Source organism: Mycoplasma sp. 3398, from assembly GCF_053851555.1.
On the sequence record NZ_JBSQAW010000001.1, the window covers coordinates 50,710 to 68,156 of the forward strand.

Below are 17,447 nucleotides of genomic sequence, written 5' to 3' on the forward strand. Positions count from 1 at the left end.
GAGAAACCTCCTAACCAATCGATACATCTTCATAGATATATTGATAGTATTCTGGTGCTTTTCTTCCTCGACCAAATATTTTGATAGTCTGAGGAATACCAAATTGCCCAATTATCATGATAAAAATAAGACTTAATTTGCCAGCAATATGCAAGTTGTGTGAATTTGAAGATAATCCTGTTGTCAAACCAGTATTACCAAAAGCTGAGCATGCTTCAAATGTTGCAAAAATAATTGGATAATTAACATCACCAATTTGTTTAGTTTGAGTCGGAAGAGTTGAATAACTAACAATTGATACAATAAATATCAAGACAATAGATAGAGTAAAAACATTTACTGCTTTAATAAGAGTTTCCTTACCAATTTGTCTCTTAAAGGCGTTAATTCTACTGCGGCCAGTCATCATTGTAACTATGCTTAGAAAAATAACTGCTATTGTTGTATTCCGAATACCACCTGCAGTTGAAACTGGTGAAAAGCCGATAAACATAAGGATGCTATGTAATAAAACGGTTGAGTGTGTAAAATTATAGTAATTTACAGTCGAAAAACCAGCAGATCTAGTTGAACTAACTTGAAAGTATATAGCAAATAGTTTGTCGCCCACAGTTCCATATTCCTTTTGATATCAAAAAGTAGTTTCTGATTTAGAACTATATTCCAATATAACACTTATGCTAAAACCTAATACAGTAGTAATTAGATAAGTTATTATTGTAAATTTAGTGAATAAATTAAATCTATGATGTGGTTGGTCTAACTTGACTGATTGAATTTTTTTTCATATATCATAGATCACCGGGAAGCCTATTCCGCCAATCAAAAAGGTTATTATTGTCACTATTTGAAAAGCATAATCATTATAAAAAGGTTGTAAACTCTTATTTCCAAACAAGTCAAATCCCGCATTATTTATTGAGCTAATCGCATGAAAAATTCCATACTTTAATGATTGAAGAAAGTTATTATATGGTATCTCATTAGCCTTCAAAACGACTTTATTATTAAACAATAAAGGGCTAGTTTCTTTTAACTCTTGTGTTATAAAATTTGAATTTGGTCTCAAATATAAAAGCATTGTAAAGATAAATGAAGCAACAGCAGTTGTAATAATTAAGAACGAAATTGCTATCTTAATCATCTTTCTTGTTTCACTAACAGTTATAGAACCTCTTTCTGTTTGAGAAACCATATTGCTAAAAATGTTAGATCTCAAACCCAATATAGATTGAAAAATGTAAATCTTAAATGTAAATATTCCAATTCCACCAACAACCATACTTAAGGCAATCAAAAACTGGCCAAAGGTATTAAATGTATCGGATGTGACTAATGGCGTTAGCCCGGTGTCGCTAAATGCTGATGAAGATACGAAAAGTGCATCTATATATTTAACCGGTTCCTTTATATCGGCCTTATGGGATATGTTTCAGAATAACAAAAGTGACATAAGAATAGTAAATAAGATATATATTATAAAAATATATCTTACCACCCCAAGCTTACGTAAAAATCTTAGGAAAATATTAGTTTTTTTAGGTATATGATGCTTTTTTATCATTGCTATATTATATAGCAAAAGGTAAAAAAATATATTTTTGGCAAAATTGACTAAAAAAATTTAAATGTTAAAATTTAAAAAGGCAACTTAAATTTAAAAGAAAAATTTAATAATTTATATCTGCAGACAACTAGATTGAATAGTTCAATCATTTGCTAGGGTTATCTTTTTGAAATTACTTTACTTTATTTAAATATAAAAGTCTTAAAATTTATTAGTATATGATTTTGTAATCATCAAAATAGTTTAGGAGAAAATATGAAACTTTTTAAAAAGGCAAGGGAAATTTGTGTAATCGGCATTGGCCGTTTTGGTCAAGCGGTTGTAAGAAAACTTCTTTTAGATAGAACGAACAATATTCGATTAGTACTAATTGACCAAGATGAAAAACACCTTCTACCATTTAAAGATGAAGTTGAAAACATTTACGTCGCTGATTGTGCTGATAAAAAAACTCTTGAATCAATTAATGTTAAGGAATTTGATGTCGTTATCGTTGCGACATCAGACAACATTGAAATTGTTGCAGCGCTAGCAGAAATAGGTGTGCAAACAGTAATTGCAAGAGCATCAAATTCTCGTCATTCACGTGTTTTAAAACAAATTGGTGTCAAGTGAATTGTTTCTCCAGAAGAAGAAGCAGGAACAAAAACAGCTATCCTAGTTTCGGATAATGCTTTGACAAATTTTTCGGAATGTATTACTGAAATTCAAGATGGGTTTGTTAGCTCAAAAGTCGGGATTAAAAATCATGAAATAATTGGCAAGAAAATTAGAGAAACAGAATTTAGAAGCAAATACTCCGTATCAGTTTCATTAATTCAAAGAGGCGAAAGTTGATTTCTTCCTAGCGGCGACTTTGAAATAGAAAATGGTGACCTAATTACGTTTATTGGTAAACTTGAAGATATTATAAGAGTGACGGAATTTTGTACCAAATCAAAATAATCTAAATAAAATAAGGAGAAAATATAAAAATATGTCAGAAATTAATTTTGAATTAATTAACAAGTTTGAAGAAAATTATGAAAATAATATGAATAACAAAATTATTGAATCAGCCATTTTTAAAAATGGATTAAAACAAAGTTCAATAAACAACGAGGCAATAAAAAAACATAATTTTGTTTTTTCTCATGAAACAAAAGTAGGGAATATTACTAATCAAAAAGCATCAGGAAGATGTTGAATTTTTGCTGGCTTAAACTCTATTAGAACTAAACTAATGGAAGAATTTAATGTTGAATCATTAGAACTTTCGCAAAACTATATTCATTTCTTTGATAAATTAGAAAAGGCAAATTTCTACTTAAATTGAATTGAAAATGAAGGACTAAAATTAGAGAATGAAGATCGCCTATTTAGATATTTTAACACTAACCCAGTTTCAGATGGTGGCTATTGAGATTTCTTTACAAATCTTATTAAGAAATATGGAATTGTAACAAAAGATGCAATGAATGAATCATTTAGTTCTGAAGCCACGAGTGAAATGGTAGAACAAATTAATTGAAGATTAAAGGCTTATACTGCTAAGATGAGACAAACATTTTTGCAAACAAATGATTTAAATAAAGTTTCTTTACTAAAAGAAAAAGCACTAGAAGATGTTTATAACATTTTAGTAAAATCATTAGGTAAACCACCGAAGGAATTCAAATTCGAATATATGAATAAGGATAAAAAATATGTGTCATTAGATAAAATGACTCCAGTTGAGTTTTATCAAAAATACCTAAGCAAACATATTGAAACAAAAATCACTCTTGTATCTGATCCGAGAAATAAGTTTCCACATAATTCTGTCATCCAAGCCCCTCTATGCAATAATATGGTTGGCGGTACTCCCTTAACAATGATTAATATTGATATCGAGATAATGAAAAAAATTATGATTAATCAAATTAAGGCAGGGGACCCAGTATGATTTGGATGCGATGTTTCTACATTTGGAAATAGAGAGGGCATCCTAGATTCCGAACTTTACAATTTTGATCTAACACTAACAAAAACGCCAGACTTCTCAAAAGCTGAAAAGTTCGAATCAAGAGCCTCAGTAATTGCTCATGCAATGAATATGGTAGGAGTAAACCTAGATTCCCAAGGAAAAGCAATTAATTGAAAGGTCGAAAATAGTTGAGGAAGCGATCGAGGATCAAAAGGGTTTTGATCAATGAGCGACCAATGATTTACTGATTATAATTACATGGCTATTGTTGATAAAAAATATTTAGATAAAGAAATAATTGAATCATTTAATAAACCTATTTTTACGATTTCTCCATTTGATCCACTATGTGATGAATAATTAATAGCAAAATACCAGTTTAATAGCTTGGTATTTTTTTCCTTTTGTAATCATAATATTTATTAATTAAATTATAATTAATAATTATTTATTAAGGAGTTTTATGATTTCAATTGATATGGCTAAAATTAATAGGTTTATAAATATATCCACCAACGCCATTAAAAAAATTTTACACCCAATTGAAATTGAAGAATATTTAAAAATCAGCGACTCTAAAAAACCAATATTTTTAGCAACCAGATGAGCATTAAAAGAGTGCATATTCAAAATTGACAATTCAATATTTAGTTTTAAAAACATACTAATCAAAAAAACGAATGCTGGAAGATATACATATGCCAATTACCAATTATCTACAACTAGTGAAGATGGTTATGTTGTTGCTGTTGCATTTAAATCCTAAAAAATAAAACAAGGAGAAAAAACTTATGACACTAAAAACAAGAAAATTTCTTAGATTTATTCCTTTACTACACAACTTTGTGAGACTTTTGGCAAAAGCAAAAAGAAATAGAGCAATGCCAGATTATTATAAAGACGTGGAAAAACAACATTTTATCCACAAATATAGTTCAAATATTTTGCGACACCTGAATGTCGAGGTTGAAGTTGAAGGATTTGAAAATATTCCAAGTGGACCTTGTTTCTTAACGCCGAATCATTCAACTTATCTAGATCCTTTAATTATTGCTTCAGCTTTATGAAACCATGGTAATGGCGAAAGAAAATCAAAACCAATGACATTTGTTGCTAGAGAGGAAGCTAAACAAAAGAAATCAATTTACAAAATTAGTCAACTAATTAGCACCTTTTACATAAATACACAAAAGCCAAAGGAAGCGTTAGCAATTCTAAGAGATTTTGGGCAATATGTTAAAAAACACCAAACTTGTGGTGTTATTTTCCCTGAAGGCACTAGAACAAGAGATGGCAAGATAGCTCATTTTAATAGTGGTGTATTTCTAACAGCTCAATCAACCTACATTCCCCTTGTACCAGTAACAATAAATAACGCAGCTAATGCTCTTGATAATAAAAGACAAGGAAAGCTTGTCGTTAAGGTAATTTTTCACCCTTCAATAAAACCTCAGCAATTTCAAACACTAGATAAAAAAGATTTTGCTAACTGAGTTAAAAATATTGTTTCAAGCAAATATCAAGATCAAAATATCTCATCAGATGAAACCATAAAAAATACTTTTACAAAAAGAAAATAGAGAATAATCAATATTATGAACCATACAAACACACCAAAATCAAGTAAATTATCTTCAGAAGATGACAAAAAAATAAACACAAGTACCGAAAGCGATAAACATATTTTTAAACTTTCTAATTTTGATGGTCCACTTGACCTTTTAGTAACACTAATAAGAGAAAAGAATATTAGTATTTTTGAGGTAGATTTAATTGAATTGACTGCTCAATATTTAGAAATTATTAAACACATAGAAAGTTATGAAATTGATCTTGCATCAGAATATTTAGTTATGGCTGCAACACTAGTTCAATTAAAAGCAAGGATGTTATTACAAGACCCGGAAGCAGAAGAGGAAATCAAACAAGAAAAGAAAAGATTGCTTGAACAAATTGCGGAATATGAAAAGTTTAAGGAAATTTCCTCAATATTAAAAAAACAAGAAGAACAAAGACAAAACTTGTTTTCAAAAGAACCAGAAGAAACCGAGGGATTTGTTAAAGAAGTTGATTCAACAATTCTTGATGGACATTCTAATAGCTCGAAGTTAGTTATAACATTAAGAAAAATGTTTGAACGAACATATTCAGAATTAATTAGAAATATTACTATATCAACAGTTGCTGTAAATCCTGAGGATCAAAAAAAGAGAATAATCAGTCTTTTTGTTAATAAAAATGAGGTTATGTTTAATGAGATTTTTAATGTCCCAACAATAGGCCATTTTGTCATAACAATGTTGGCCGTTTTGGATCTTGCAAGACAACAAATTGTTATTTTAGAACAAGATGTTGATGAAGGTATTATCAAATTTAAAAAAGGAATAGAATATGAAGAATAAAATAATTGAAGCACTACTATTCGTTCAAGGAAGTGAAGGATTAAGTTCGGAACAAGTGAAAGATATTTTTAAATTAAACACCATCCAAGAAGGCAGAAAAATATTAAGAGATTTCAAGACTTTTTTTAATAACCAAGATCATGGTATTAAGGTTTATGAATTCAATGATGTTTATAAATTTCTTACAGTTGAGGCTGTAAAGGAATATATATCTGAACTAGTTACAATTGTCAAGAAACAAAGACTTTCAAATGCAGCTATTGAAGTAGCCGGAATTGTTGCATATAAACAACCAGTAACTCGTTCAATGATTTCAAACATTAGAGGTGTTGTTAGTGACGGAATTGTTGCGAGTTTATTAGAAAAAGGAATTATTGAGGAGGTAGGTGTAGCTCAAACCCCAGGTAATCCCATCATTTATGGAATAACTAACAAATTTTATGATTATTTTAAAATTAAAACACTGGCTGAACTTCCTCCTTTTCCTGAATTTAGCCGCTACTCGAATATCGAAGAAGAAATGGCTGATGAAAATTTTGACTTATTTGATTCTCAAAGAGTCGACGCATCCAATAATGAATTATTTGTAGAGGAAACATATAATGAATAAATTTAGAGCAAAAAAAGATGATGTGGATCGTATTCTTTATAAATACATATTAAAAGTATGTGACAATGTCCCGAAATCACGAATTGAAAAAATTTTCCGTGAAAAAGACATAAGAGTAAATGGGGTTAAAACTAACGATAAGCAATATAAATTACAGTTAGACGATGAAATTATTGTTTACGGAATCTCTGAAATTCAAAAACCAAAAAAGAGAAATACTGCAAATATTAATTTTAAAGTTATATATGAGGATAAAAATATTTTAATTGTTGATAAAGCAATAAACATCGCAATGCATTCAGAAGAAAATTGCCTAGATGACCAAGTTCATAAATATCTAAATTTTAAAAAAACTTCTTCTTTTGTACCGGCATCAATCGGCAGAATTGATAAAAAAACTAGTGGTTTAGTGGTATATGCAAAGAACTATAAAACCTTAGTAGTTTTTGATGAGTATCAAAAATATTTTGAAAAAATTTATCAATTTGTTGCAGACTTTAACGAAGAAAAGCTTGACATAACTGTACGCCTTGAAAAAGATATTAAAAATGAAAAAATGCGAGTAAATCCAGATTTTGGAATAAAAGCTAGAACCATCTTCTTCAAGGAAGGAAACCGTAGTTACGCTCAAATTGTTACAGGAAAAAAGCACCAAATCAGGGCTACTCTTGAATATCTAAAATCTCCAATTTTGGGAGATACTAAATATGGTGGAAAAAAAGCAAAAAGATTATATTTGCATTCATATTCAATAAAATTTCAAAATTTACCTGATGAATTTAATGAATATAACAATCAAATTTTTATATCTCAACCGCGTTGATAAAAAGGACCAAAAATGAACGATGAAGAACTAAAAACAATAGCAAATAATTTATTACTAGACCCATCTGATGAAGTTATTAATATGGCCAAAAAATTATTAGACTCAATTAACCAATCGCTAACTGATCTTGATGAAATAAATCTAGTCAATATAAAACCGTTATCGCATATCAACGAATCTAAAATTTCTTTTAATGACTTAAGAGACGACGAAATATGCGATTGCACTAAAATTGACAAAGAAAAACTTCTTAAAAACGCATATAATAGCAATGAAGATCTAGTTATTATGAAAAGAGTTGTTCATGAAGAATAAAAATATTCAAAATATAATTGATAAATTATTACAAGATGATAATAATGCTATATCCTACATTTTCAAAGATGCTAAATTAAATGATAGTAGTCTTCCACTATCCAATACAATATACACAATAAAAGATAACTATGCTGACATAAATGTTGAATGTAAAGCCTCGAGCTTGTTTTTGCGCAATTTCAGACCTGGATATAAAGCTAGTGTTATTAAATTGCTCGAAGAAAATGGGTCAACATGTGTTGCTAGAACAAATCTTGATGAATTCGGTCTCGGGGGATCGGGGGAGTATTCTGCCTTTGGTTTAATAAAAAATCCTTTAAATAAAGAATATCTAGTTGGTGGATCATCGTCAGGAGCTGCTGCCACTTTTAGTAAAGATATTGACTTTGCAATTGGTTCAGATACCGGAGACTCTGTAAGAAAACCTGCTTCAAATATCGGCGAGATTGGATTTAAACCGTCATATGGAGCAATTAGTAGATATGGACTTTTTGCATTTGCTTCTTCATTGGATACTGTGGCTTATTTTACACACAACATTAAGGACCTAATAAAATTATCATCAATATTGTATAAGCAAGATCTGAAAAATGATTTAACTTCAATTGATCTTAGCTTTAAATATGATGAGATTAAAGAAGAAAAGCCAAAATCTATTGCCTATTTAGATTGTTTTAATAAACTTAATCCAGAAATTGCTAAATCATACAAAAACTTTCTTAATGTGATGGAAAAAGATGGAATTAAACTAATTAAAATTAAAGAAAATATAAAGCTTCTTAACTCAATAGATGTAGTTTACAAAATAATCGCCTTTTCAGAAGCATCTTCAAATCTCGCCAATCTTACTGGTGTTTCCTTTGGATTAAGAGAAGAAGGCAAGGATTGGATTGATACATTCAAAAAAACCAGATCAAAATATCTGGGCAAAATGGTTCAATCGCGTCTAATTCTAGGATCTTTTTTTCTCAAAGCCAATAATCAAATTAGATACTTTGTAAAAGCCAAAAAGATGCGAAGAGTCTTGGTTGAATATTTTGAAAATATTCATAACACAGCCGATGTGTTTGTTTATCCTGCCTCTAATGATGTTGCTCCCAATATTAAAAATGGGTCAAAATATAAATCATATTTAGATTTTATTTTAACTTATGCAAATCTAGTTGGGAATCCATCATTAACAATGAAACTTGGTATTGATTTAAAAAACCATTTACCATTCAATATTGCTTTTGATACAAAAAGAAATAATGACAAAAAGTTATTTAGCCAAGCATTATATTTTGAAAAAAAACTAGGAGAAATAAATGGATAAAAATTGAGAATTAGTTATTGGTATTGAAATACATATTGAACTTAATACAAAAACTAAAATGTTTTCATCACAACCTAATCTTTATACATCCAACCCTAATATTTATGTATCGCACATTGATTTAGCATATCCTGGTTCATTACCGATCGTAAATAAACAAGCCATCATTAAGGCAATAAAATTAGCAAAAGCTTTAAATATGGAAATCGACCATAATATTCGTTTTGATAGAAAAAACTATTTTTATCCAGATTTAACAAAAGGCTACCAAATTACACAACAATTTAATCCAATTGGCAAAAATGGAAAAATAAAAATTAAAGTCAATAATGAATGAAAAGATATTGAGATTGAGAGAATTCACCTAGAGGAAGATACAGCTAAATCTCTTCATGAAGGCAATCAAACCTTACTAAACTACAATCGTTCAGGTGTTCCGTTAATCGAGATTGTCTCTAATCCAGTTCTTCATAGTGCTAAAGAAGCGGTTGCATATGTTGATGCAATAAGAAAAATTGTGCTAGCTCTTGACATTTCCGATGCCAAAATGAATGAAGGCAGCTTAAGAGTTGACTTAAATATTTCTGTTAGAAAAAAAGGAACTAATGACCTAAACACAAGAGTTGAAGTAAAAAATTTAAACTCAATTTCTAATATTGAAAAAGCAATAGAATATGAATATAATTGGCAAACATCATGTTATGAAAGCGGCCAAACTTTCTCGCAACAAACAAAAAGATTTGATGAATCTAAACTAAAAACTATAACAATGCGTTCAAAATCTGACTCAATTGATTATAAATATTTTCCAGACCCCAATATCCCTTGTATCGAACTAAAACCAGAATTTGTTGATAGCATTGCCATTGAAGAACTACCATATGAAAGAGAAATGCGTTATCTAAAATATGGGTTAAATAATGTTCAAATTATGCAATTAATTGAAAATATGGAATATGCAAGCTTCATTGATATGCTCAACACAACAGATTTTAAAAAGAGCGTGAATATTTTCTTTGCCGAAATCGTTTCATTTCTAAATCAAAATAATTTGTCATTATCAAAGCTAAAACTAAATATTAATGTTTTGTCAAAAATCATTCAATATACAATAGATGAAAAAATACAAAAGACCAGCATAAAAACCATCCTAAGTATTCTAATTAATCAAAACGAAAACAATGATATTGATGAAATAATTAAACAAAATAACCTTTTCATTGAACACAAGGAAATTTCATTAACAGATATTATTAAAGAAATTTTAAATGAATTCCCAACTTTAAACAAAGAATTTGAAATAAATTTCAACAGAGCTTCAAAATTTATGCTTGGCCAAGTAATGAAAAAAACTGCTGGGAAAGCAAATGCAATTGAGCTAAGCAAAATAATTAAGGATCTTTATGAAAAAAAGGAATAAAAACTTACTCCAGACCGGTTGAAATAATGATAAAAACCAAGAAAAAAAACTAAATAATAATGCTAATTCTATTTCAGCAAAACAAGTAATAAAAAATAAAAATAAACAAAACTTTTTTGAAAAGGCTTTAAAGGCGATTATATACGGGATTCTCTTTGTTGCTATTCCAAATTACTTGCGAAGTTCGAAAGTAAAAGGAAAAGAAATAGTTAGATCGACATATGCTAAAATAAACTCGAATGAATTTGCCTTTGTTCCAACAGGATACGCAATGTACCTTTTTCTTTCATTTATACCGACTCTAGGTTTAGTTATAGGAATTATTGGAGCAATAAATTCTCAGTTAGAGATTGTTATCAAAGTCACAATTCTAGGCCAGCTAATTCCCGGTATTGAAAACATTATTCCGGCATTTTCAGAAATTTGAAGTAGCCCAGGCGGAATTGCTGCATTTATTTTTCTTACCATATCTATATTGTGAATATCATCAAAGGGCTATAGCAAATTTATTTGATCATTTGATGCTCTATACGAACAAAAAACTTCATCCTCAATGTGGAGAACACGAATCAAGGGATTTATAACAAGCATAATTATCACAGTATTACTCGTAGTTTTTTTATTAGTTACATCAGCTTTTCTTAACTTTATATTAAAGAATGTGTTTAGTATTAATGTTGATCACACAACAACACTTAAAATGTTACCCTGAGAATTTCAACTTATTTTTTGAATTCCAACAGTTTTATTTTTACCCATAATAACATATGTAGCATTTTTATTTTTCTTTAAATTTGCACCTAACTTTAAACTAAAATTTTCACATGTAAATCCCGGCGCACTAATAGTAACAGTGCCAACTACCCTATACATTTTAATTTTTGGATCTCTAACCTCAGTATTTGATTATAAGAAATTTGGTGTTGTCGCATCATTTATGTATATCATTTTATTACTAAGTGTTATGTCATATTTTATCTACACTGGCGTAATAGTTAATTCTAGCTTTTATAAAACTTTTATTAATTTACCCATTCTCGAGAAAAATAAGTGATTTTCAAGAAAATATTAGCAAAGCATAACCATACTTTATAAGTAGTTTCAGAATATAATAATATAATTATTATTAAAAAGATAGCGAAGGAAAAGCATGAATTCAAAGTTACCAGGCGGCTTGAGTCATTATATTAGATGGCTAAGATCACAAACAAATATTTCATTCAAAAAATGAAACCCAAAGAGAATTGCCTTTGTGGGTGTTTTAATTGCTATCTCTGTTGTTTTCTTTCTAATTTCAGTAAGAATTTTACCAATTAGCGCCCTACCATCATTTAAATTTGGTTTTATAGGCCTACCAATAAAAATTACAGGTTTTATTTTCGGACCGTTTGTCGGAATGATCACAGGAGTATTGGCAGATTTCATTTCATTTGCCCTAGTTCCTACATATTATAGTTTCTTATATACTATTGCAGTGGCTATTGCTGGATTTATTCCAGGAATAGCATCATATTACTTTTTTAACATAAGTGAACTTTTCTTTTCAAGAAACTACCGAATATATAAATATAAACAAATTGTAGAATTTTTTAAAATTCAGTTTGCTGAAGCACTAGCAAAAGGGAATTCTGAAGATTTACAATATTTTTCAGAAAAAATTGCATTCTATGAAGTTAAAATCATTATTTTAGAGAACAAGCCAAGACCTACGGCAATGATGAATTTCTCATTTATTTCTACTTTAGTGCTATTATCCTTGCAAATTTTAATCATTGTAACTATATTTTCTAAACTTGACAATTCAATATTCGAACACAATCGTTTTGTTAAAAATAAAACATTTTATATTCTACTAACGACATCTGGTTTTATTGGAATGATTTTATTTGTTGTTATATATCGCCTTTTTGTGAGAAAAAAATACCAAACGTTCCTTGAAGTTATGGCTATTATTTCATTTAGCGCTCTACTAGAACTGGCGAACACCGTGTTACTTGCATGAGCCGATACTCAAACATTAAAAACTGATTTTTGAGTTAATTTTACTGGTCAAACATTAACGGGTCCTGTTAAGATTTTCTTTAATCTAGCTGTCATACTTGCAACATATAGAGTTGTTGCATCGCTAGTTAAAACAAAGGAAGGTGACAGATTCTAATGAATAAGAAAAAAATTACTGGTTTTAGAGTTCAAGAACTAAAAAAAATAAATAAGATCAAAAAAAACAATTATTACTCATTCGAATATCTTATTAATGATTTAAATTTTAAGCTTTCTAAAAGCAGTATTTTAGGCATTATTGCCGATAATATTCAATCTAAAAAAAACATTTTCAATCTCTTGATAGATAGAGATAATAAAATCAAAGATTTTCAAGGATTTATCGAATTTAAACAAGATGATGAAAATTTCTATATGATAGATTCAAACCAAAATTTCCGTGATAATCTTGCATATGGCTTTGAAAGCGATGAGCTATTTGAAACAAAATCAGAAGAAACTGTTTTTGCTTATCTGAAAAACTATATAAAAGAAAATAAAGTTACTAGCTCATTTAATAATATCTTTAAAAATAGTTGAAAAGATGTCTACCAAGATTCGAGATACCATTTTAGATTAGAATATTCTAAAACAAATTACCAACTTCAATACTCATTAGAACCATTAGTAAATGAATTAAAATTAATACTCTCAAAAAATAATGCGCAAAATCTTAATAAATTAAATCAAAATGACCAAATTTTACTAATGCAAAATCTCTCAGGCATTATTCATAATATCGCAAAAAATATACAAAATCATGAACAATCCTTCTTTACATATATAGAGCAAACAATAAAGAACTATGTTTCTGGAAAGTCGTTAATGCAATATAATGAATATAAAGAAGCCAAAACTAATTATCTTGAAATATGTTCAAAAAAAGACATAAACTCAAATCATGGTTTTAAAAGTAAATTACTAACTAAGATAAAAAAAATAATAGACAAATTAAAAGAAAAAAAACAAGTTAAAAAGGAAAATAATAAATATTTTTCTAGATTAAGAAAAAGCTTCAGCAGTGAAATTCTTTTAAATAAATTCCATTTAAAAACAAATCTTAAAATTGATTCTTTTAATCACTATTATGGTAGATATTATATTAATAAAATAATACAGCGTTTTTTAACAAAACATTTCTTTCTAATTTCGCTTCTAAATCGCACTTCCCTACTTTCGTTTATTGATGATTTATATGATTTGAGAAAAAATATAATCAATGAAATTAGTTTATTAGGAACTTACTGAACTAGAACGCAATTAAAAAAGCAAATAAAATTAATTGCTAATTCAATGATAACCAACAATTTTAGCTCATTTATCGAAAGATTTAAATCGCTAAAAAATAAAAAAAATCACTCCCCAAGCTTATTACTTGTAGACAAAGAAGACAATAATGAGAAAACTAGTGATTATATTGATATTTCAACAATCAAGGAATACGAGTATAAGTTTGAAGAAAAACAAGCAGAATTTCATTGAAATGTTGAAAATATCGGTAAAAGTATTAGGGATGAAACAAAAAATTACAATTCGAAATTAGCAAATGTTTTTCAAAATAATATAGAAAATGCTAAAAAAATATTTAAAAATATAAAAGAATTATTAACCAACCTCCACTCATTAAATAAAATTGAATTTGAAGAAGATTTTAATCAAGAATTAACCTTTTTGAATCCTTTTTTAAAAGCATTTTTTAATCTAAAAGAATTAAACTTCTTACTTAATAATCTTTTTAATCAGTTTCTAATCTATAAAAGAATTTTTGAAACAAGCGACGCTGAAGAAGCAATGAAAAGAATTATTTTTAAATCCAATATTTATAGAATCCTTTTAAATGCAAACCTTTCGTTGGATAAACTTACTATGAAATTGTCTTATCTTTCTAAGGATGAAAAAATTGCTCTTGAGCTAAGTAAAATTTTAATCAACAATCCAAGCTTAATTGTAATCGGAAACAACATTGATAAAATTGATGCTAAAAACCAAATCGAAGTACTTAATAAAATAAATGAATACATTCTTGAAAATGAAGCCATCGGGATTTACTTATTAAGTGATATAAAAACGGCCAGTAAGTTAACAACAGATTTGCAAATAATGATAAACTCGCGAATTATTGAGAGAGGTAAAACAAACATTGTTGTAGACAACCCGATAAATCCGGTTGTTAAAAAAATGTTAGACAAAAAAGATGATTATCTATTATCTAACTATGAAGAATTTATTGATAATATTAATGAAATTGAAAATATTTTTGAATATGAAATTGAACCAGATCATTATATAAGTTGCAAGTGAAATCAATTATCTAAATGAATAAACAAAGATAACACTCAGAATAAAAAAATAAGAGATATTTTTTCATTTGATCGCTCATTAAATAAGAATGAAAAAGCTATTAAGGATAAAAGAAATTACGATGAGGAGAAAATTATTGATTTCAGTATACAAAACATTGCTACAAATTTAGGAGATAACATGGATAAGAATTTTAATCACAAACTCGTTGAACAAGGACGCCATCAAAAGTGAATAGATATGAAAACCTTTTCAACACATGATATCAAAAAACCTCCTTTTACAATAATTTTACCGCCTCCAAATGTAACTGGAAAGCTTCATATCGGGCACGCCTTAGATACATATATTCAAGATACAATTATTAGATATAAAAAAATAAAGGGATTTGATGTTATGTGAGTGGCCGGTAAAGACCATGCAGGCATCGCAACACAAGCCGTTGTTGAAAAAAGATTATCAGAGAGCGGAAGAAATAAATATCAACTAGGACGAGAAAAATTTATTAAAGAGATTTGAAAATGAAAAGATGAATATTCGCAAAACATTAATGACCAATGAGCAAAACTTGGATTAGCACTTGATTATAATAGCGAACGATTTACTCTTGATAAGGATGCATCAGAAGCGGTTGCAAAAGTCTTTATTGATATGTATAATAAAGGATTGATTTATCGTGATACAAAAGCAATTTTGTGGGATCCAAAGCTAAAAACCGCATTATCTAATATTGAGGTAATACCCACTGAAACTAATCAAAAAATGTATTACATTAAATATCCATTTAAAAATGATAAGAATAATTACTTGCTTGTAGCTACCACCCGTGTTGAAACAATGTTTTCCGATGTTGCAATTGCCTTAAATCCAAATGATGAACGTTTTAATTCACTAAAAAATAAAACAGTAATTCATCCATTAACCAAAAAAGAAATTCCAATTATTAGTTCAGAAAATATTGATCCCAATTTTGGGACAGGGGCGATGAAAGTTTCAGCTCATGCTATTGATGACATTGAAATTATCAAAAACTATGGTCTTAGCATCAACGAGTGTATTAACGATGATGGTTTAATGAACTCATTAGCGAAGGAGTTTCAGGGTTTAGACCGTTTCGAAGCAAGAATAAAAATTGCGCAATATCTTGAAACAAAAGGTTTTATTTACAAGACAGAAAATATTATTTCAAATATTGGTTATAGTGAAAGAACCAAAGAACCAATCGAAATATTAGTAAAACCACAATGATTTGTGAAAATGAATTCACTTTCAGAACAACTTCTAAAAAATCTAGATTCTATGGAAGGTGTAAAAATAATACCTAAACGATTTAAGGATAATCTAGTCAAATGAATGGAAAATGTTCATGATTGAACAATTAGCAGACAAATTTGGTGAGGTCATAGAATTCCGGTATGATACAAAGGTAACGAAATTAAAGTACAAACTGAAAAACCTGGTAATGAATGAATTCAAGATAGCGATGTTTTAGACACTTGATTTAGCTCAGCATTAGCGCCTTTTGTATTTTTGGGCTGACCACAATCATCAGAAAAATTAAAAAGATACTTTCCTACAAGTTTATTAGTAACAGGATATGACATTATCTTCTTTTGAGTATCAAGAATGTATTTTCAAAGCTTAGAATTTATGGACAAGATACCATTTAAAGAGGTTTTATTGCATGGGTTAGTAAGGGATTCACACGGACGCAAAATGTCTAAATCACTTGGCAATGGTATTGACCCTATTAAGGTTATTGGCGAATATGGATCAGATGTTTTAAGAATGTCTTTAATATTTAATTGCACACCTGGATTAGATATTAATTTTGGAGATGAAAAAATTCAAAGCGCAAGGTTATTTATTAATAAAATTTGAAACATTGGTCGCCTAATAAAAAATATTCCTATTAATATTAAAAGCGAGTTGCAATATGAAAAATTAGACAATTTCGATAAATGAATATTACTAGAATTTTTAAAAATGACATCTAAAATTGATGAAGCAATGAAAAACTATGAATTCACCGTTGTTTATAAACATATTCAAGAATTTATGATCAATAAATTTTCATCATGATATTTAGAGTTTTTAAAATTCAAAAAAAATGATTATTTTATTCATTATTTATTTAGAGAAATCTTAATAATGCTTCAACCATATATGCCTTTTGTTACAGATTATTTGTTTCAAGAAATATACAACGAGGAGCTTTGGGATAATGCACTTGCCAACTACACAATTGAAGATACATTTAATTCAAATGAAATAAACAACCTAATCGAACTAATCACTACGTTTAGAAAATATCGTGAAGAAAAACAAATATCTAAAAACATTACATTAAACTACTTTATCGAAAACTTCGATATTTCTGAAAATCAACAACTAATAATCTTTAAATTGTCAAATTTTGTTATCGGCGAAAATAATGACTTGTCTATCCAAACCTCCTTTGCCAAGGTCTTCATTAAACAAAGCAAAGAAGATAAGGAAAATGAAATTATTGAACTTAAAAAGTTAATTGAAAAAACGAAAAAAGAAATAGAATTTAATAAAACCTTTATTAATAACCCAAACTTTATGAAAAATGCTAGTGAGGATAAAATTAAAGAAAAACAAGAAAAACTAGCACTACACCAAAGAAATTTAGAAGTATATGAAGAAGAATTAACCAAGAAGGATAACTCATAATAACAT

Annotated in this window: 14 protein-coding genes; 13 read left to right on the forward strand and 1 reads right to left on the reverse strand. The window is 28.4% G+C overall.

Annotated features, from left to right (window positions below):
• Nucleotides 1–10: 10 nt before the first annotated feature.
• Entirely contained in the window at nucleotides 11–1,453 is a 1,443-nt protein-coding gene (locus ACWXVK_RS00215) for a potassium transporter TrkG (RefSeq protein ID WP_438340405.1), read from the reverse strand.
• 369 nt (nucleotides 1,454–1,822) lie between these two features.
• On the opposite strand from ACWXVK_RS00215, the gene ACWXVK_RS00220 reads away from it, so the two are divergent.
• The 13 genes from ACWXVK_RS00220 to ACWXVK_RS00280 all read left to right on the forward strand — a co-directional run bounded on the left by ACWXVK_RS00220 (nucleotide 1,823) and on the right by ACWXVK_RS00280 (nucleotide 17,441).
• Complete coding sequence (locus ACWXVK_RS00220) at nucleotides 1,823–2,512, forward strand: NAD-binding protein (protein WP_438340406.1); 690 nt, start codon at nucleotides 1,823–1,825, stop codon at nucleotides 2,510–2,512.
• 31 nt (nucleotides 2,513–2,543) lie between these two features.
• Nucleotides 2,544–3,872: a C1 family peptidase gene (locus tag ACWXVK_RS00225; RefSeq protein ID WP_456016823.1), complete on the forward strand. Its 1,329-nt coding sequence runs from the start codon at nucleotides 2,544–2,546 to the stop codon at nucleotides 3,870–3,872.
• A gap of 103 nt (nucleotides 3,873–3,975) precedes the next feature.
• Nucleotides 3,976–4,278, forward strand: a complete 303-nt coding sequence (locus tag ACWXVK_RS00230) for a 4'-phosphopantetheinyl transferase superfamily protein (RefSeq protein WP_438340408.1) — start codon at nucleotides 3,976–3,978, stop codon at nucleotides 4,276–4,278.
• Between the two features lie 25 nt (nucleotides 4,279–4,303).
• Nucleotides 4,304–5,092 (forward strand): 1-acyl-sn-glycerol-3-phosphate acyltransferase, encoded by a 789-nt coding sequence (locus tag ACWXVK_RS00235; protein ID WP_438340409.1) that lies wholly within the window; start codon nucleotides 4,304–4,306, stop codon nucleotides 5,090–5,092.
• A gap of 15 nt (nucleotides 5,093–5,107) precedes the next feature.
• Complete coding sequence (locus ACWXVK_RS00240; protein WP_456013481.1) at nucleotides 5,108–5,914, forward strand: segregation/condensation protein A; 807 nt, start codon at nucleotides 5,108–5,110, stop codon at nucleotides 5,912–5,914.
• A complete protein-coding gene (scpB, locus tag ACWXVK_RS00245) occupies nucleotides 5,904–6,524 on the forward strand; it encodes an SMC-Scp complex subunit ScpB (protein WP_438340411.1) in 621 nt (206 codons plus the stop codon). The genes ACWXVK_RS00240 and scpB overlap by 11 nt, the downstream gene beginning before the upstream one ends.
• Nucleotides 6,517–7,350: a pseudouridine synthase family protein gene (locus ACWXVK_RS00250; protein ID WP_455993846.1), complete on the forward strand. Its 834-nt coding sequence runs from the start codon at nucleotides 6,517–6,519 to the stop codon at nucleotides 7,348–7,350. The genes scpB and ACWXVK_RS00250 overlap by 8 nt, the downstream gene beginning before the upstream one ends.
• Nucleotides 7,351–7,362: 12 nt before the next feature.
• Complete coding sequence (locus tag ACWXVK_RS00255) at nucleotides 7,363–7,665, forward strand: Asp-tRNA(Asn)/Glu-tRNA(Gln) amidotransferase subunit GatC (RefSeq protein ID WP_438340413.1); 303 nt, start codon at nucleotides 7,363–7,365, stop codon at nucleotides 7,663–7,665.
• Nucleotides 7,655–8,983, forward strand: coding sequence for an amidase family protein (locus ACWXVK_RS00260; protein ID WP_456016824.1), 1,329 nt, complete (start codon nucleotides 7,655–7,657; stop codon nucleotides 8,981–8,983). The genes ACWXVK_RS00255 and ACWXVK_RS00260 overlap by 11 nt, the downstream gene beginning before the upstream one ends.
• Nucleotides 8,976–10,403, forward strand: a complete 1,428-nt coding sequence (gene gatB / locus ACWXVK_RS00265) for an Asp-tRNA(Asn)/Glu-tRNA(Gln) amidotransferase subunit GatB (RefSeq protein ID WP_456016825.1) — start codon at nucleotides 8,976–8,978, stop codon at nucleotides 10,401–10,403. Before ACWXVK_RS00260 ends, gatB begins: the two co-directional genes overlap by 8 nt.
• On the forward strand, nucleotides 10,387–11,475 hold the full coding sequence (locus ACWXVK_RS00270) for a YihY/virulence factor BrkB family protein (RefSeq protein WP_456016827.1): 1,089 nt from the start codon (nucleotides 10,387–10,389) through the stop codon (nucleotides 11,473–11,475). Before gatB ends, ACWXVK_RS00270 begins: the two co-directional genes overlap by 17 nt.
• Before the next feature lie 78 nt (nucleotides 11,476–11,553).
• On the forward strand, nucleotides 11,554–12,561 hold the full coding sequence (locus ACWXVK_RS00275) for a hypothetical protein (RefSeq protein ID WP_456016829.1): 1,008 nt from the start codon (nucleotides 11,554–11,556) through the stop codon (nucleotides 12,559–12,561).
• Nucleotides 12,561–17,441, forward strand: coding sequence for a valine--tRNA ligase (locus tag ACWXVK_RS00280; protein WP_456016831.1), 4,881 nt, complete (start codon nucleotides 12,561–12,563; stop codon nucleotides 17,439–17,441). Before ACWXVK_RS00275 ends, ACWXVK_RS00280 begins: the two co-directional genes overlap by 1 nt.
• Nucleotides 17,442–17,447: the final 6 nt, after the last annotated feature.